The sequence below is a fragment of the Bradyrhizobium sp. SOJA106 genome (genome assembly GCF_059448745.1).
Genome location: NZ_CM182549.1, coordinates 7,983,931 through 8,001,057 on the forward strand (window position 1 = coordinate 7,983,931; position 17,127 = coordinate 8,001,057).

Below are 17,127 nucleotides of genomic sequence, written 5' to 3' on the forward strand. Positions count from 1 at the left end.
AATGGGATCGAATCCGCCCGAGGAGTTTGCGATGGTCCAAGACGTCAGAGATTTGCCGGCCGGCCGCAGCGACGGCCTGCACCGCTTTCTCGGCGGCTCGCCGCTGGCGGTCGCGTTTCGGCTGGTCCTGCTCTCGATCCTGGTCGGCGTCGTGCTCGCCGCGATCGGTTTCGATCCCTGGAATATCATCTACAGCATTCGCCTCTTGTTCCAGCGGCTCTGGGATCTCGGCTTCGACACTGTCAACTGGCTGTGGCGCTACTTCCTGCTCGGCGCGGTCATCGTGATCCCGATCTGGCTGCTCTCGCGCATCTTCGGCGCCCCGCGCGGCCGGTAACGACTTGCTTCGGGGAGTGCGCAGCCGATGCAACTGCGTTTCGTCGGCTGCGGTGACGCCTTCGGCTCCGGCGGCAGGCTCAACACCTGCTTTCATGTCTCGGGGCGCAGGGCGAACTTTCTGATCGATTGCGGCGCGTCGGCCCTGCCGGCGCTGAAGCGGCTCGCGATCGACCGTAACGAGATCGATCTCATCCTCATCACGCATTTCCACGGCGACCATTTCGCCGGTCTGCCGTTCTTCCTGCTCGACGCACAGTTCTCGCGGCGGACGCGGCCGCTGACGATCGTGGGCCCGCAGGGTCTCGAGACGCGGCTCAGCCAAGTGATGGAAGCGTTGTTCGAGCATTCCTCGAAGACAAGACAGCATTTTGAACTCAAGATCATCGAGCTCGCGCCGAAGCAAAGCCGAAGCTTCGACGCGGTGACGGTGACGCCCTACCCGGTCGTGCATGGCGAATCCGGCGGCCCCTTCCTTGCCTACCGCGTCGAAGCCGAGGGCCGCACGCTCGCCTACAGCGCCGATACCGAATGGACGGAGGCGCTCATTCCGCTGGCGCATGGCGCGGACCTTTTCATCGTCGAAGCGTATATGTACGAGAAGGTGGTCAAGAATCATCTCAGCCTGAAGACATTGGAACAGCACCTGACCGCCATCGGCGCCAAACGTCTGGTCCTCACCCACATGAGCGACGACATGCTGTCGCGCCTGGACGACATCGAGCATCTCGCCGCCGAGGACGGCATGGTGCTCGTGTTCTGACATGCACGCGCCTGTCCCCCTCAAGATCGGCTCCCGTCAGGTGTTCGCCATCGCCGGCCCCGCGATGGTCGCGAACCTGACGACGCCGCTGATCGGCGTGGTCTCGACCACCGCAATCGGACGGCTCGATGATGCCGCCCTGCTCGGCGGCGTCGCGATGGCCTCCGTGATCTTCGACTGCCTGTTCTGGCTGTTCGGCTTCCTGCGCATGAGCACGCTTGCCTTCACCGCGCAGGCGCTCGGTGCGGGCGAGACGCGCGAGCAGACCGTAATCCTGGTGCGCGGCTTCATCGTCGCAGGGCTGATCGGCGCGGCGCTGATCGCACTGCAATTGCCGCTTGCTGGCGTGCTGCTCGACCTGATGGGCGGCAGCGAAGGCGTCACGCGCGCGGCAAAAACCTATTTCACGATCCGGATCTGGTCCTCGCCATTCGCCTTCGCCAATTACGTCATCCTCGGCTGGCTGGTCGGGCAGGCCCGCGCCAATCCGGCGCTCGCGCTCCAGGTCGTCATCAACCTCATCAACATGGCGGCGACGATCCTGCTGGTGCTGGTCTACGACACCGGCATCGCGGGTGCGGCGATCGCTGCGCTGCTGTCGGAGAGCGTCGGCTTCGCGCTCGGCGTCGTGGTTTGCCGGCGCTATGCGCATGGCGGCTTTGCCGTTCCCCGCGCAACGCTGTTCGACCGCGCCAAGCTGATGCGGATGCTGGCGGTGAATTCCGACATCCTGATCCGCACCGCGGCGCTGATCAGCGTGTTCCTGTTCTTCACCGCCAAGGGTGCGCGCGCCGGCGACGTCACGCTGGCCGCGAATTCGGTGCTGAACAACTTCCTGCTGGTCAGCGCCTTCTTCCTCGACGGCCTCGCCAATGCGGCCCAGCAGCTCTGCGGCCGCACCTTTGGCGCGCGCGATGCCAAAGGCTTTGCGGATTCAACCCGGCTGGTGCTCTCGTGGGGCCTCGGCTTCGCGATGATCGTCGCGGTGGTGTTCGCGCTGCTTGGGCCTGATATCATCAACTTCATGACCGCGAGCGAGGACGTCCGCCACGCCGCGCGCGCCTTCCTGCCGTTCATCGTGCTCGCGCCCATCCCCGGCGTGTTCGCCTTCGGCTTCGACGGCATCTATGTCGGCGCGACCTGGGCGCGCGAGATGCGCAACCTGATGCTGGCCTCACTCGCGATCTTCCTCGGCGTCTGGCTGGCGCTGCAATCTCTAGGCAATGCCGGGCTGTGGTGCGCGCTGATCGCATTCTATATCGCCCGCGGCGGCTTGCAGGGCGCAAGATATCCGGCGCTGTTCAGGGCGACGTTTTTAAAGCCGTAGCTCTCGTCTCCCGGACGCGGCGCAGCACGCAGTGATGCGACGCAGAGCCGGGACCCAGCAGCCTTTGGGCCCCGGCTCTGCAGCGCACCGCTGAAGGAGCGCTGCGCTGCGTCCTGGGCACGAGACTGCCTTACATCCCCGGCCAATCTTCCGCCGTGAGCGTCGCCGCATCGGCGCCGACGATCTCCGACAGCGAATCCCGCCCCGTGCGCAGTAGCGTCGAGGTGAGGTCGCGCTTGATCTCGTCGACGAGGCCGAGGCCCTTGTAGACCAGTGACGAATAGAGCTGGATCAGGCTCGCGCCGGCGCGGATCTTCGTCAGCGCGGCACCGCCGGAATCGACGCCGCCGACGCCGACCAGCGGGAAGGCGCCCTCGACCCGCACATAGGTCTCCGCAACCATGCGCGTCGACAGGCGGAACAGCGGCCGGCCGGAAAGACCGCCCTGCTCCTTGGCGCGTATCTCCTCGCGCAGCGTGCTCGGCCGCGCGATGGTGGTGTTGGACACGATCATGCCGTCGACCTTGCGCGAGCGCGCGACCTGCACGACGTCGTCGAGCTGGGCGAGGCTCAAGTCCGGCGCGATCTTGAGCAGCACCGGCGTATCGCCGGCCTTCTGCCGCACCCGCTCGCGCGCGTCGATCACCCGCGCAAGCAGGTCATCGAGCAGCGCGCCCTCCTGGAGATTGCGCAGGCCCGGCGTGTTCGGCGAGGAGACATTGACCGTGAAGTAGCTCGCGACCGGCGCGAAGGTCTCGATCAGCTTGACGTAGTCGCCGACGCGGTCAGGCGAATCCTTGTTGGCCCCGACATTGACGCCGACGATGCCGCCATGCTGCGCGCGCGCAGCGAGCCGGCGCAGCGCAATTTCGGCGCCGTCATTGTTGAAGCCCATCCGGTTGATGACCGCTTCGTCGCGCTCGAGGCGAAACAGCCGCGGCCGCGGATTGCCTCCTTGCGGCTTCGGCGTGACCGAGCCGATCTCGACGAAGCCGAAGCCGAGCCGCAGCAACGCATCCGGCACCTCTGCGCTCTTGTCGAAGCCCGCGGCCATGCCGACCGGATTGGGAAAGTTGAGCCCGAAGGCGCGCACCGCGAGCTTGGCATCGTCAGGACGCGGCTTGACCGGCGGCAGGAAGCGCAGGCCCTGGATGGCGAGGCGATGCGCATCCTCCGGATCGAGCCAGCGCAGCACCGGCAGCGAGAAAGCGTCGAAGGCACGGATCACGGCAGAAGCTCCGGTGTGTCGTGGCCGCCGTCGGAGCGCATGTTGAGGTTCGTCACCGCGATCACGGCGCCGAGATCGAGTTCGCCATAGAGATGCGGAAACAGCTCGTCGTTGCGCGAGCGCTCCCAGCGCAACTCGCTGCCGAGCGCATCGCCGTCGACCTCGATCAGGAACAGCGCGCGCTGGCCGAAATAGTGCTTGCGCAGGGTCTCGGGAACCTGGGAGGCAGTCGAGAAATGGATGAAACCGTCGCGCGCATCGTCCGCGCTGCCCCGGTACACGCCCTGCCGTTCCGCCTCGCGCCAGGCCGAGGCCGGACAGATTTTGTAGATCTTGACCACCGCTTACGCAGCCCTGTTTGCTCTTTGAGTCTTTTGAGTTTTTTTCGTCTGTCGGGGTCGTTCGAAACCCGGCGAGACCGTAAAGGCGGCCCCCTCCGAACTCAAGAGTTAGCCACCGCCTCTTGCGCGAAAAGCGGAAAACCGGTTGATTTGCGGACAGTTTTCCTGGGTTGCGACGGGCTGGACCTTCCATGGTCAGGCAGGCCAAAGCGCAGAGGATACTGACTCACGACCAGATCTGGGTTGCGCTGGATCGGCTGGCGGAGCGCGCCGGCCTGTCGCCGTCGGGCCTCGCCAAACGCGCCGGGCTCGATCCAACCACCTTCAACAGATCGAAGCGCGTCACCTCCGACGGCCGCGAGCGCTGGCCCTCGACCGAATCGATCGCGAAGGCGCTGGCGGCGACCGGATCCTCGATCGACAGCTTCGCCAGGCTGATCGGTGACGAGGCGGGCGAGGACCGCTCCGTTCCGCTGCTCGGCTTCGCGATGGCGGGCGCGAGCGGCGCTTTCGACGAATCAGGTTTTCCGTCCGGCAAGGGCTGGACCGAGGCAGCGCTTCCCAATGCCGAAGACGGCCGCACTTTCGCGCTGGAGATTTCCGGCGATGCGCTTGCACCTGTGTATCGCGACGGCGACATCATCCTGGTCTCGCCCGGCGCGCCGGTCCGCAAGGGCGATCGCGTGGTGGTGAAGACGAGGACGGGCGAGGTGACGGTCGCGACACTGAAGCGTCGCACGGCGAAGGCGCTGGACTTGCAGCCGCTCGAGGCGATGCAGGGCGAGCGCACGCTCGCGACGAGCGATGTGGCGTGGCTCGCGCGGATCGTGTGGGCGAGCCAGTGATGGCGTCGTGACCGCACCATGACACCGGCCGCATCTGCAGCGGCGATCTTGCGACTCACCGCCCCTCTCGCCTAGGTTGCGCACGCATTGCCGATCAAGTTCATCTGAGGGGGAATATGATGAATCGCCGCCACGCATTGAAAGCGCTCGCGGGTCTTGCGCTGTGTCCGCTCTGCAAGCCGGGCTTCGCCGCCGAAGGCGCGCATTGGAGCTACGAGGGCGCCGGCGGTCCGGCCAAATGGGGCGATCTCGACGCGGCCAACAAGGCCTGCGCGGTCGGCCTGCAGCAATCGCCGATCGACATCGAGGCGACGATCAAGTCGCAATTGCCGGCGCTGAAGCTGAACTGGGGCAAGAGCGCCGACACCATCGTCAACAACGGCCATACCATCCAGCTTAATTTCGCCGAAGGCAGCATGCTTCTTCTCGGCGAGGTCAAATACAAGCTGCTCCAGGTCCACTTCCATCGGCCGAGCGAGCACATGATCGGCGGCAAGAATTTTGCGATGGAGGCGCATTTCGTCCACCGCAACGATACCGGCGGCCTCGCCGTGGTCGGAGTCTTGATGACGGAAGGCAAGGCGAATGCCGCCTTCGCCAAGATCGTCAAGACCATGCCGGCGGCGGAAGGCCCCGTGGTGAAAGCGGATGCCGGCATCGATCCGCATGCCATGTTGCCGCCGAAGCTCGGCTATTACCGCTATTCCGGCTCGCTGACGACGCCGCCCTGCTCGGAGGTGGTGGAATGGCTGCTGCTCGCCGACCCCATCCAGGTGTCGGCCGCCGATGTCGCCGCGTTCGCAAAACTCTATCCGATGAACGCGCGGCCCGTGCGGAAGGACAACCGGCGCTTCGTGCTGCGGTCGATTTGAGTTGCGACTCCAATCAACGTCGTCGTCCCGGCGGACGCCGGGACGACGACGAGAATGCATTGTCTACGCGCTGCGCGCCAGCGCACCGTCGATCATGTTGACCGCGTTCTGCACGCCGTAGACCGCGACGAAGGAGCCGAAGCGCGGGCCTTTCTCCTGGCCGAGCAGCACCTGGTAGAGCATGTTGAACCAGTCGAGCGTGACGCCCGGACGGCCATCCTTGCCCTTCTTGATCTGGTCGAGGAACGGCTCGCGGCGGCCGATCTCGTAGACGACGTTCTGGATGTCCTCGGCAGATGCATCCTGCGGCAGCTGCGAGAGCGCATCGCGCAGATCCTGCAGCGCGGCGCGCTCGGTCTCGGTGGGCGTGCGGAACTGCTTCGTCGGCGCGACGAAGTCGCGATAGTAGTTGATGGCGTAGCCGACCATCGCATCGAGCTTCGGATGCGTCTGCGGGGTCACGCCGGGACGATAACGGCCGATGAAACCCCACAGCGTCTCGGCATTCTCCGCATTGGACGACGACACCAGCGTCAGCAGCAGCTGGAAGGTGACGGGCATGTCGCCCTGCGGCGGACGGCCGTTGTGGATGTGCCAGACCGGATTGCCCAGCTGCTGCTTGTCGTCCTGCTTCGGAAAGCCGTCGATGAACTGCTGGTAGTCGTCGACATTGCGCGGGATGACGTCGAAGTACAGACGCTTGGCCGCCTTCGGTTCGCGGTACATGAAGAGCGACAGCGATTCCGGCGAGGCATAGCGCAGCCATTCGTCGATGGTGAGGCCGTTGCCCTTCGACTTCGAGATCTTCTGACCCTTCTCGTCGAGGAAGAGCTCGTAGTTGAAACCTTCGGGCGGCGTGCCGCCGAGCGCCTTCGCGATCGCGCCCGAGAGCTTCACGGAGTCGATCAGGTCCTTGCCGGCCATCTCGTAGTCGACACCGAGCGCGACCCAGCGCATCGCCCAGTCCGCCTTCCACTGGCACTTGACGTTGCCGCCGGTGACTGATGTCTCGACCTCCTGGTTGGTATCAGGATCGACATAAGTCACCGTTCCCGCTGCGACGTCGCGGCGGATCATCGGCACCTGCAGCACCACGCCGGTGGTCTTGCTGATCGGCAGGAACGGCGAATAGGTCGCGCGGCGGTCGGGCCCGAGCGTCGGCAGGATGATCGCCATGATCTTGTCGTAGGCGGCCAGCATCTTGAGCAGCGTCGCGTCGAAGCGGCCGGACGTATAATAGTCCGTCGAACTCGCGAACTCGTAGTCGAAACCGAAATGGTCGAGGAACTTGCATAGGCGTGCATTGTTATGCGCGCCGAAGCTATCATGCGTGCCGAAGGGATCGGGCACGCGCGTCAGCGGCTTGCCGAGATTAGCTTCCAGGGGTGCCCTGTTCTTCACGTTGTCCGGCACCTTGCGCAGGCCGTCCATGTCGTCCGAGAAGGCGAGCAGGCGCGTCTTGATCTTGTCCTCGGTGAGCACGCGGAAGGCATGGCGCACCATAGAGGTGCGCGCGACCTCGCCGAAGGTGCCGATATGCGGCAGGCCGGACGGACCATAGCCGGTCTCGAACAGCACCTCGTCCTTGGGGCTTTTCTTCAGCCGCGCGACAATGGCCTTCGCCTGCTCGAACGGCCAGGCGTTGGATTGTTCGGCGAGCGCACGCAGGTCGCTCGGGTTCGCAGCGAGATCGATAACGGACATCAGGGGGCCTCCGGGCCGCGGAAAATAGCGATTTCCGGGCAGAATGCAAAAATGGTCTTGATCGTCATTCCGGGGCAATGCGTCAGCATCGAACCCGGAATCTCGAGCTTCCGGGTCTGGTCCTTCGGACCATCCCGGAATGACAAGTCAACAATCTCGAGATTCCGGGTTCGCGCTTTGCGCGCCCCGGAATGACGGCGTTGGTTGACTAGAACGGGCTCACCGAGAAATAGCGCAGCCAAAGATCGGTGTAGCGGCCTTTTTCCCAGACGCGGAACAGGGCCCAGTTCAAGGCTTGGCGCAGCACGTCGTTGCCCTTGCGCACAGCAATGCCGATGCCCTCGCCGAAGAAGCGGCTCTCGACGAAGGGGCCGCCGGAGAAGGCGCAGCAATCGCCGGAATCGGTGCCGTTGATCCAGAACGCCAGCGAGATGGCATCGCCGAAGATGAAGTCGACCTCGCCCTTGCGAAGTGCGGCGCGTAAGCTCTCGTCATTGGGATAGCCGTGCAGCTCGGCGTCTGTGAACATCGCCTTCAGATAGGCTTCATGCGCCGAGCCGGCGATGACGCCGACCTTCTTGCCCTCGAGATATTCCGGGCGGATCTCCGGCATCACCGCGTCCTTGCGCGAGACGAAGCGCGCCGGCACGCGGTAATAGGGATCGGTGAAATCGACGCGGGCGCGCAGCTGCGGGCTCACCGCCATCGAGGCGATAATGGCATCGCCCCGGTTGGAGGAGAGCGCGTCGACCAGCGTCTCGAAGCGGCGCATCTGCACCGTGCAGGTGACCTTGATCTCCTCGCACAGGCTGCGTGCAAGGTCGACGTTGAAGCCGGCCGGGTTGCCGTCGGCACCGGTGTAGTTGAAGGGCGGATAGTCGGTCTCGGTCAGAAAGCGGATCACGGTCAGGCGCGACAGGTCCGGCCGCTCCGGCCGGCGCCGCGGGTCCCAGAAGCCGGGAACCGCCTGCGGCGCGGCCTGGGGCGCCGCCGGAGGCTGCTTGGCCGGGGCCTGGGCGTTCGCGCCGGGCAAGCCCGCGAGCAGGCTGACGGCGGCGGCCAGTCCGAGCAGGGCGCGGCGCACGATTTTGGACGGTTTTGCCTGTCGCGACGGGGCCATCGGCGGGAAAGTAATGAATTTCATTGAGATCGGAGGGCCTTATAGACCATCCCGCCGAGAACGCGAGCGCCGATTGTGGCCACTTGGTCGTCTGCCCGGGCCTTGTCCCGGGCACCACGCTCCCTGGCGAGCGCGCGAAGGCGTGAATGGCCGGGTCGAGCCCGGCCATGACGGCTGAATCAAAGATACCGCTTCAAATCGGCCGCGGCCTCTTCCGGGGTCCGTTTCAGATTGAACGGCGAGACGAAGCGGCCGTCGCGGTCCATCAGGTAGACCAGCGCTGTGTGATCCATGGTGTAGTCACCGTCCTTGGTCGGGACCTTCTTGGCGTAGACGCGGTACGAGGTGATCACCTTGGCGGTCTCGGCGGGATCGCCGGACAGACCCTCGAGGTGTGGATCGAAGCTCGACAGATAGTCCTTCATCGTCGCCGGCGTATCGCGCTCGGGATCGACCGAGATGAAAACGGCGTTGACCTTGTCGGCATCCTTGCCCATCGCACGCAGCACTTCCGAGATCTCGAACAGCGAGGTCGGGCAGACGTCGGGGCAATGAGTGTAGCCGAAGAAGATCAGGGTCGGCTTGCCCTTTAGGCTCTTGTCGGTGACGGCCTTGCCGTTCTGGTCGGTGAGCTGGAATGGGCCGCCGATCGCGGCCGGCTGGGCCACCTTGCTGACTCCGCCCATGGCCCAGAACATGATCAGCAGCCCGAGGACGAGGCTTGCGGCGAAGGCGGTCGCGATCACCAGCGGACGGGCGGCGGAGCTCATGAGCGGAAAACTTCCTGTCGCGGATCAGAAGCAGGCGGCAAAGCCAGTCCTGATCATTTCGAAGAACACCTGGCTGCCATAGTGGAACCAGAGCGCCAGCCCGCCGAGCACGACCAGCCCGCCCGCGCCTGCGAACAGCAGCACGGACGGCGTCCGCCCGGCAGTGGGCGAATTGTCCGATACAGGATGCGCGGGGTGCAGCGGTTGAGCCATGACAACGATGGGGGGCGAAGGCCCCCGGTTTCCAGGCCTTCAAATAGGCTTTAGCCCGCCTGCGGGCAAGGCGCGGCCAAGCAGGCAGGGCGCCGCCAAGCAGGTAAGACGCCGCCAAGCAGGTAAGACGCCGCCGGCGAGCCAAACGACCCGTCGTGCCTGTGGTGTCAGTGAAGAAGTTGGCCCCGGGCGGTCTCGACCTGCTCCGGTTGCGGGAGGGACCGGCGTGCCGGCTTGATCGCCAAAGCCTGGGCGTCCATGTAGCAGGGCTTGTACATGGCCTGGAGCTGCTTGCCCCTCAGGAACAGCATGTGCGGGGTCAGGCCGCCGCGCTGCGCGATCCAGCGCTTCACCTGCGACGGATACATCGCATAGAGCATCTGGGTCGCTTCGGGATTGGTGACGGCGCGGCCATTGGCGCCGAAATCCCAGGCGGCGTGGAAGCCGAGCGTCGCACTCGAGGTGACGCAGATGCGGTTATGCGGGATGGCGCCGAGGACGATCGTGCAGGCCGAGGCGCAGAGGCCGTCGATGATGACGGTCTCGCCCGATTGCCTGAGGTCCTGGTATTTGTCGACGTAGGTTCCAATCCGGCCGCCGCGGTCATCCGCGATCCGGACCACCGCGTGAGAAGCCCCCATGCCCGCGATCAAGAGAACCGCCGCAAGCAACCCCGTCAGAAACTTCATTGTCCCCCGCCCCGGTCGAATTCGAATCTGCGTGTCAGGTGGTGATGCAGTGCTAGCGTCCGTCGTAACCAAGGTTTTGTCTAGGCAGGCCGGCTTGATCAAAACAAATTCAAATCCAGTGTTGCGTCCGCGCTGCACCTGGCCGGTCTCTATCCCAAAGTGGAACAAGTTAACGAGGTCTTACGCGCCACGCCCTTGATCTCAGTTACGACCGCTGGCTTCAATCCGGGCAACTACAGGGGGGAACTCTTGGAGGGGGAAAGCATGGCTGAGAAAACAGACATCATCGTGGTCGGCGCGGGACTGTCGGGACTCGTGGCCGCGACCGAGATCGCTGATGCAGGCAAGCGCGTGATTGTCGTCGACCAGGAAGGCGAGCAATCGCTCGGCGGCCAGGCGTTCTGGTCGTTCGGCGGACTGTTCCTGGTCGATTCGCCGGAGCAACGCCGGCTCGGCATCAAGGATTCCTTCGAGCTTGCGATGCAGGACTGGATCGGCACCGCCGGCTTCGACCGCGACGAGGACTACTGGCCGCGCCAATGGGCCGAGGCCTATGTGGCTTTCGCGGCCGGAGAGAAGCGCGCCTGGCTGCGCGCGATGGGCCATCGAATATTCCCAGTCGTCGGCTGGGCCGAACGCGGCGGCTATGACGCGATGAGCCACGGCAATTCGGTGCCGCGCTTCCACGTCACCTGGGGAACCGGGCCCGGCATCGTCGAACCGTTCGAGCGCCGCGCGCGCGAGGCGGCGAAGAGCGGCCGGCTCAGCTTCAAGTTCCGCCATCGCGTCGATGCGCTCTCCATCAGCAACGGCACCGTAGATGGCGTCAGCGGTGTCGTGCTCGCGCCTGACAATGTCGAGCGCGGCAAGAGCTCCTCGCGCAATGTGGTCGGCGAGTTCGCGCTGAAGGCGCAGGCGGTGATCGTGGCTTCCGGCGGCATCGGCGGCAATCATGAGCTGGTACGGCAGAACTGGCCGCAGCGGCTGGGCGAGCCGCCAAAATTCATGATCTCCGGCGTGCCCGAGCACGTCGACGGCCGCATGATCGGCATCACCGAGAAATCAGGGGCGCGGCTGATCAACCGTGACCGCATGTGGCACTATGTCGAAGGCATCCAGAACTGGTCACCGATCTGGCCGCGCCACGGCATCCGCATCCTGCCCGGCCCCTCCTCGATGTGGTTCGACGCAACAGGCACGCGATTGCCGGCGCCGCTCTTCCCGGGCTCCGACACGCTCGGCCAGCTCAAATACATCATGTCGACCGGCTATGATTATTCCTGGTTCATCCTGACCCAGAGCATCATCAAGAAGGAATTCGCGCTGTCGGGCTCAGAGCAGAACCCTGACCTCACCGGCAAGAGCTGGCGCATGACCTTGCGCCGCGCCACCAACAAGGGCGCGCCGGCACCGGTGGAAGCATTCAAGAACCATGGTGTCGACTTCATCGTGCGGGACAAGCTGGATGATCTCGTCGCCGCCATGAACAAGCTCGCGGGCAGCGATCTCCTCAAGCTCGAGCACATCAAGATGCAGATCGAGGCGCGCGACCGCGAGATCGCCAATCCTTACGTCAAGGATGCGCAGGTGATGAACATCCACAATGCGCGGCGCTATATCGGCGACAAGCTGATCCGCACCGCCTCTCCGCACCGCATCCTCGACCCCGCGCAGGGACCGCTGATCGCGGTCAAGCTCAACATCCTGACCCGCAAGACGCTGGGCGGCTTCGAGACCGATCTCGACTCCCGCGTGTTCGGCCAGGAGGGCAGCGTCATTCCCGGTCTTTACGCGGTCGGCGAAGCCGCCGGTTTCGGTGGCGGCGGCGTGCACGGCTATCGTTCGCTGGAGGGCACGTTCCTCGGCGGCTGCCTGTTCTCCGGCCGCAATGCCGGCCGCGCGGCGGCGAAGGCGGTGGGGTAGATGCGGCGGTGGATCCAGATCGGCGCGCTTGTTGCGAGTCTCGCCGCCGGCCCGGCTGCGTTCGCCGACACCATCGACGTCAACGGCGTGATGCGGTCCTACACCGTGCAACTGCCGGCCATACGCGCCGTGCCGCTCGTGATCGTGCTGCACGGCAAGACCCAGCGCGGCGCCGACATGATTTCTCGGACGGCGTGGCCGCAGGTCGCGAAACGTGAAGGCTTTGCCGTGGCGTTTCCTGATGGCCTCAACCATGCCTGGGCCGATGCGAGGACCAAGGCGGGACCCGCGCTTCGTGGTCCGCCGCCCGGCACCGACGACGTCGCCTTCATCGCAAAGCTGGTCGAGAAGCTAGTGGCAAACGGCACGGCTGATCCGAAACGCGTCTACGTCACCGGCATCTCCAATGGCGGCGCCATGGCGATGACGCTCGTTTGCGCCCGCGCCGATCTGTTTGCGGCGGCCGCGAGCGTGGTCATGAATCTCACCGATGAAGCCGCGGTCACCTGCCATCCGTCGCGGCCGCTGCCGATGCTGATCATGAACGGGACGGCCGACCCGCTGGTGCCGTACGAGGGCGGACGTGGATCGAGCTATTTTGCCGCAGACGGGTTCTGGTCGACCGAGGAGACGCTTGCCTTCTGGCGCAAGCTCAATGGCTGCGAGATCGATGATGGCGAAGTAACGGACTTGCCCGACAGGGCGGGCGCGGACCATTCCACTGTGACCCGGATCGCCTCACGCTGTCCCAGGGGACACGATGTCGTGCTCTATCGCGTCAAGGGCGGCGGCCATCGCATGCCTGGCTTCGCTGCGGATGCGCGCTTCCCGAGGGTCGCAACCGGCCTGCTCGGACCGCAGAACGGCGATATCGATGGCGCCGAGACGATCTGGACTTTTTTCAGTCAGTTTCCATGAACGGCGCGTGCGTGTCCGGCAACGCATGCGTGCCGGGCAACGCATGCGTGCCTGGAGTGGCACGCTGCAGGGGGCTGCGCTAGACAGGGCCGCCATTCCCACCAGGAGATTCCAATGAGCATTCAGCGTTTCGAAACCGGCCCGCGCATGAGCCAGGTCGTCGTGCACGGCAACACCGTTTATCTCGCCGGCGTCGTCGCCAGCAAGGCCGCCGGTGAAAGCGTGACAAAGCAGACCCAGGACATCCTGGCCACCATCGACGGCCATCTCGCCAAGGCCGGCACCGACAAGTCGAAACTGCTCTCGGCCACGATCTACATCACCGACATGAAGACGTTTGGCGAGATGAACGCGGTGTGGGATGCCTGGGTCTCGCCCGGCAACACCCCGGCCCGCGCCACGGTCGAAGCCAAGCTGGCCGCGCCGCAATACACCGTCGAGATCATGGTGACTGCGGCGAAGTAATTTTCGCGTTGCGAATTCGCGCGCGCGGATGACCTCCGAGGTAATCGATCGGCGCGCGCAAACCTTCGATAGTGACGGTCAGCCGGACACGGCGTCATCGAAGGAGAGCTACATGACCGACCACACCGCCATCGCCCACTGCTATATCGATCTCTGGAACGAGCGCGCGACGAGCCGCCGTCGCGAGCTGCTGAGCGAGACCTGGACGGCGGATGCGAGCTATGTCGATCCGCTGATGAAGGGCGACGGTCCTGATGGCATCGACGCGCTGATATCAGGCGTGCAGCAGCGCTTTCCCGACTTCAAATTCAAGCTGATCGGCGAGCCCAACGGCTACGGCGACCATCTGCGGTTCTCGTGGGGGCTTGGTCCTGACGGCGTCGACAGCCCGATCAAGGGGACGGATTTCGCTGTGCTGAAGGACGGCCGGATCAGGAGCGTGACCGGATTTCTGGACCAGGTGCCCGCGGGGGCGTGAGGGACACTGCGCGTTACTACGCCCTCTCCCCTTGTGGGAGAGGGCATCACCGCTCGCAGACACTGGCTGACTGGGGTGAGGGGTATCTCTCCGCGCGCGAGTCTTGAGAGGTGAGTTCGCGGAGAGAGAACCCCTCATCCGGCGCTTCGCGCCACCTACTCCCGCAAGGGGGAAGGAAGGAAGAAGCGCATCGACTGCAAATCAAGCCAACCGATACGCCGCCCTCGCATTCAGCCCAAACGCCTTCTCCCGCACATTCGGCCCAAGCTTCGCCAGGCACGCCTCCAGCGCGCCCTTGATCTCGCGATAGCTGCCCGCAAGCAGGCACACCGGCCAGTCGGAGCCGAAGATCAAACGGTCCTCGCCGAAACATGTTGCGGCGTGCGCGACGAACGGGAACAGCCGCTCCGCATCCCAATCGTCCCAGGCCGCTTCGGTCGCGAGGCCCGAGATCTTGCACCAGACATTGCCGCAGGCAGCCAGCGCCTTGATGCGATCGGCCCATTCGTCGCTGCCGCCATCGGCGATCGGCGGCTTGGCGGCGTGGTCGAGCACGAAGCGCGCTTCGGGGAAGGCCTGCGCGGTTGCGATCGCGGCCGGCAATTCGCGGGTGCGGACCAGGAAATCGTAGGTGAGATCGCTCGCGAAGATTGCGGTCAGGCCGCGCTGGACGTCTTCGCGCAACAGCCAATCCGGATCGACCTCGTCATGGACCTGGTGGCGGATGCCGATGAGCTTGTCCCCGCCGGGCAGGGCGCGGAGCCGATCTAGCGTTTCGACGAGATTGCCATCGGTCAAATCGGCCCAGCCGACGACGCCGATCACAGAAGGCGTCGCATGCGCAATGCGCAAGAACTCCTCCGTCTCCTCCAGCGCGGAGCGGCACTGCACCACGATGCTCGCGTCGATGCCGTTTGCCGTCAATAACGGCGCGAGATCGGCCGGGCCGAAGGCGCGGCGGATCGGCGCAAGCTCGGGCCCATCCATCCAGGGATAGTCGGCGCGGGCGGGATCCCAGAAATGCTGGTGCGCGTCGATGATCATGGCTCACGCTCCACCAGGCAGCGGCGCACGTGCGTCGACGAGGTTTCGCGCGCGCAGCTCCTGCCAGAAGGCTTGCGGCACCGCCCGCTCTGACATCGCGATATTGTCGGAAACCTCGGACGCATTGCGTGCCCCCATCACGGCGACCGTGATGGCCGGATGGGCCACGCAGAACTGGAGCGCGGCGGCCTTCAGCTCGGTGCCGTGCTTGCGGCAGAGTTCGTCGAGTTCGAGCGCCCGCGCGACCAGCGACGCATCGGCATCATGATAGTTGAACTTCGCACCCGTGTGCGGATTGGCCAAAATGCCGCTGTTGTAGATGCCGCCGAGCAGGATGCCGACGTTCTTCGCCCGGCAGACCGGAAACAGCGCATCCAGTGCGCCCTGGTCGAGTAGCGTGTAGCGGCCGGCGAGCAGGAAGCAGTCGACCGGCACGGCTTCGGCAAAGCGGACCAGCATTTCCGACTGGTTCATGCCGGCGCCGATCGCCTTGACCGTGCCGTCCTCGCGCAGGCGCTGGAGCGCGCCGAAGGCACCGGTGACGGCGTCGTCATAGTGGTCGTCGGGATCGTGCACGAGCAGGACGTCCACTCGGTCGAGCCCGAGGCGAGCAAGACTCTCCTCCACCGAGCGCATCACGCCATCGTAGCTGAAGTCGAACACCGGCCGCTCGCGCGGCGTGCCCTTGTAGTGCTCGTCCTCGGCGGCGCCGCCTTCAGGGGCACGCAGCAGGCGGCCGACCTTGGTCGAGATGACGTAGGAGTCGCGCGGCTGTTGCCGCAGGAACGCGCCGAGCCGCCGCTCGGCGAGGCCAAAACCGTAGAGCGGCGCGGTGTCGTAGAAGCGGATGCCGGCCGACCAGGCGCGTGCGATCGTCGCCTCTGCATCGGCATCGCTGACGGGGCTGAACAATCCGCCGAGCGGGGCGGAACCGAGACCGAGTGACGTGACGTCGAGCGAACCGAGCCGCGACCGTTTCATTTCAATCTTCCAGTTTTCTTCCGGCAGTGCAAAGATCATCTCCCCCGCCTGCGGAAATCGCAAGCGGGGGAGGCACGCAGGAGCACGGGGCTGGCGACGCTCCTACTTCAGCATCTGCGCGACGTTGTCCTTGGTAACGAGGTCGAGGCCGGTGTAAACGATTTCCGGCACCTTCTCGCCCTTCTTGATGGCCAGCAGCGTGTCCATCGCCTTCTCGCCCATCTCGAACGGACGCTGGCCGACCAGCGCGTTGGCATAGCCGTCGCGCAGCAGCTCGAGCTGCATCTTCAGCGTGTCGGCAACGACCAGCGTGAACTTGCCGCTGTCGATATCCTTTTTGTTCCTGGAGGCGAAGGCCTTGAAGCCCTCGGGGGCGAACATCGGCCAGCCACCAATCGGAACGATCGCGGCGAGGTCAGGCGTTGCGGTGCGCATGTCCGTCATCTGCTGCACCGCCAGTGCCGGATCATCGTTGCAGAACGTCGGCGAGCCCGCGACCTCGGTCCATTTCGACCCCTTCAGCGCCTCGCGCACGCCGTCGACACGCTCGGCGAGATTCTTGGCACCGGGCCCGCCCGAGACCATCGCGTATTTGCCGCCATCGGGCCGAAGCTTAAGCAATTCCTTGCCGAGCGCGACGCCGAATTCCTTGTTGTTGGTGCCGATATAGGCGATGCGCTTGGAGCCGGGGGCATCGGCATCGAAGGTGATGACGGGGATGCCGGCGGCGGTCGCCGCCTCGATCGACTTGGTCATTGCCGCGACGTCGGCGACAGAGATGGCGAGGCCGTCGACCTTCTGGGTGATGAAGTCCTGGATGATCTGCGCCTGCGTCGCCGGCTCATGCTCGACCGGCCCCTTGTAGATGCACTCGATGTTGCCGAGCTCCTTTGCCCGTTTCTCGCAGCCGTCGCGTGCGAAGTCGAAGAACGGATTGTTCATCGCCTTGGGCACGATCACGAAGCGGTAGTTCGCGGCGAATGCCGGGGTCGCCATCATCGCGACCGCAATGCCGGCAAGAAGAAGTTTCCTCATTGTCTCCTCCACCCTTGTTTGATGCCCATCCTCTCGAATTCGTTCGGGAAGCGGATAGGCGGCATTCTCGTTGCC

The 17,127-nt window shown here is 65.0% G+C and carries 18 protein-coding genes; 9 read left to right on the plus strand and 9 right to left on the minus strand.

Annotated elements, in window-relative coordinates:
- The first annotated feature begins 31 nt into the window (after positions 1 to 31).
- The 3 genes from AC5V87_RS37710 to AC5V87_RS37720 are packed head-to-tail and all read left to right on the plus strand — an operon-like array spanning position 32 to position 2,426.
- Positions 32 to 337, plus strand: a complete 306-nt coding sequence (locus tag AC5V87_RS37710) for a DUF6460 domain-containing protein (protein WP_495369487.1) — start codon at positions 32 to 34, stop codon at positions 335 to 337.
- A 27-nt stretch (positions 338 to 364) separates the two neighbouring features.
- Positions 365 to 1,099 (plus strand): MBL fold metallo-hydrolase, encoded by a 735-nt coding sequence (locus AC5V87_RS37715; protein WP_495369488.1) that lies wholly within the window; start codon positions 365 to 367, stop codon positions 1,097 to 1,099.
- A 1-nt stretch (position 1,100) separates the two neighbouring features.
- Positions 1,101 to 2,426: an MATE family efflux transporter gene (locus AC5V87_RS37720; RefSeq protein WP_456842104.1), complete on the plus strand. Its 1,326-nt coding sequence runs from the start codon at positions 1,101 to 1,103 to the stop codon at positions 2,424 to 2,426.
- A gap of 130 nt (positions 2,427 to 2,556) precedes the next feature.
- Here AC5V87_RS37720 and AC5V87_RS37725 read toward each other — a convergent pair whose 3' ends face one another.
- Positions 2,557 to 3,654 (minus strand): quinone-dependent dihydroorotate dehydrogenase, encoded by a 1,098-nt coding sequence (locus AC5V87_RS37725; protein WP_456842103.1) that lies wholly within the window; start codon positions 3,652 to 3,654, stop codon positions 2,557 to 2,559.
- Entirely contained in the window at positions 3,651 to 3,995 is a 345-nt protein-coding gene (locus AC5V87_RS37730) for a DUF952 domain-containing protein (RefSeq protein WP_495369489.1), read from the minus strand. The genes AC5V87_RS37725 and AC5V87_RS37730 overlap by 4 nt, the downstream gene beginning before the upstream one ends.
- A gap of 191 nt (positions 3,996 to 4,186) precedes the next feature.
- On the opposite strand from AC5V87_RS37730, the gene AC5V87_RS37735 reads away from it, so the two are divergent.
- Both AC5V87_RS37735 and AC5V87_RS37740 read left to right on the plus strand, forming a co-directional pair.
- Positions 4,187 to 4,840: a S24 family peptidase gene (locus AC5V87_RS37735; RefSeq protein WP_456842101.1), complete on the plus strand. Its 654-nt coding sequence runs from the start codon at positions 4,187 to 4,189 to the stop codon at positions 4,838 to 4,840.
- A gap of 119 nt (positions 4,841 to 4,959) precedes the next feature.
- Entirely contained in the window at positions 4,960 to 5,712 is a 753-nt protein-coding gene (locus tag AC5V87_RS37740; protein ID WP_495369490.1) for a carbonic anhydrase, read from the plus strand.
- 63 nt (positions 5,713 to 5,775) lie between these two features.
- On the opposite strand, the gene AC5V87_RS37745 is transcribed toward AC5V87_RS37740, so the two are convergent.
- From AC5V87_RS37745 to AC5V87_RS37760, 4 genes are all read right to left on the minus strand, one after another.
- Positions 5,776 to 7,416 carry a lysine--tRNA ligase gene (locus AC5V87_RS37745; protein ID WP_456842099.1) on the minus strand — a complete coding sequence of 547 codons (1,641 nt, stop codon included), beginning with the start codon at positions 7,414 to 7,416 and terminating at the stop codon, positions 5,776 to 5,778.
- 208 nt (positions 7,417 to 7,624) lie between these two features.
- Positions 7,625 to 8,536: an ABC transporter substrate-binding protein gene (locus tag AC5V87_RS37750; RefSeq protein WP_456843513.1), complete on the minus strand. Its 912-nt coding sequence runs from the start codon at positions 8,534 to 8,536 to the stop codon at positions 7,625 to 7,627.
- A gap of 179 nt (positions 8,537 to 8,715) precedes the next feature.
- Entirely contained in the window at positions 8,716 to 9,306 is a 591-nt protein-coding gene (locus tag AC5V87_RS37755; protein WP_456842098.1) for an SCO family protein, read from the minus strand.
- Between the two features lie 380 nt (positions 9,307 to 9,686).
- Entirely contained in the window at positions 9,687 to 10,208 is a 522-nt protein-coding gene (locus AC5V87_RS37760; RefSeq protein ID WP_456842097.1) for a hypothetical protein, read from the minus strand.
- A gap of 264 nt (positions 10,209 to 10,472) precedes the next feature.
- Between AC5V87_RS37760 and AC5V87_RS37765 the strand changes: the two genes are divergently transcribed.
- The 4 genes from AC5V87_RS37765 to AC5V87_RS37780 all read left to right on the plus strand — a co-directional run bounded on the left by AC5V87_RS37765 (position 10,473) and on the right by AC5V87_RS37780 (position 13,992).
- A complete protein-coding gene (locus AC5V87_RS37765) occupies positions 10,473 to 12,131 on the plus strand; it encodes an FAD-binding dehydrogenase (RefSeq protein WP_495369491.1) in 1,659 nt (552 codons plus the stop codon).
- Positions 12,132 to 13,049 (plus strand): CE1 family esterase, encoded by a 918-nt coding sequence (locus AC5V87_RS37770; protein ID WP_495369492.1) that lies wholly within the window; start codon positions 12,132 to 12,134, stop codon positions 13,047 to 13,049. It abuts the gene before it with no gap.
- A 114-nt stretch (positions 13,050 to 13,163) separates the two neighbouring features.
- Positions 13,164 to 13,514 carry a RidA family protein gene (locus AC5V87_RS37775; RefSeq protein ID WP_011083946.1) on the plus strand — a complete coding sequence of 117 codons (351 nt, stop codon included), beginning with the start codon at positions 13,164 to 13,166 and terminating at the stop codon, positions 13,512 to 13,514.
- 112 nt (positions 13,515 to 13,626) lie between these two features.
- Entirely contained in the window at positions 13,627 to 13,992 is a 366-nt protein-coding gene (locus AC5V87_RS37780; protein WP_456842094.1) for a nuclear transport factor 2 family protein, read from the plus strand.
- Between the two features lie 201 nt (positions 13,993 to 14,193).
- Here AC5V87_RS37780 and AC5V87_RS37785 read toward each other — a convergent pair whose 3' ends face one another.
- The 3 genes from AC5V87_RS37785 to AC5V87_RS37795 all read right to left on the minus strand — a co-directional run bounded on the left by AC5V87_RS37785 (position 14,194) and on the right by AC5V87_RS37795 (position 17,052).
- Positions 14,194 to 15,036 carry an amidohydrolase family protein gene (locus AC5V87_RS37785; RefSeq protein ID WP_495369493.1) on the minus strand — a complete coding sequence of 281 codons (843 nt, stop codon included), beginning with the start codon at positions 15,034 to 15,036 and terminating at the stop codon, positions 14,194 to 14,196.
- Positions 15,037 to 15,039: 3 nt separating this feature from the next.
- On the minus strand, positions 15,040 to 16,017 hold the full coding sequence (locus AC5V87_RS37790; RefSeq protein WP_456842092.1) for an aldo/keto reductase: 978 nt from the start codon (positions 16,015 to 16,017) through the stop codon (positions 15,040 to 15,042).
- Positions 16,018 to 16,119: 102 nt separating this feature from the next.
- Positions 16,120 to 17,052, minus strand: a complete 933-nt coding sequence (locus AC5V87_RS37795; protein ID WP_456842091.1) for a sugar-binding protein — start codon at positions 17,050 to 17,052, stop codon at positions 16,120 to 16,122.
- Positions 17,053 to 17,127 lie beyond the last annotated feature (75 nt).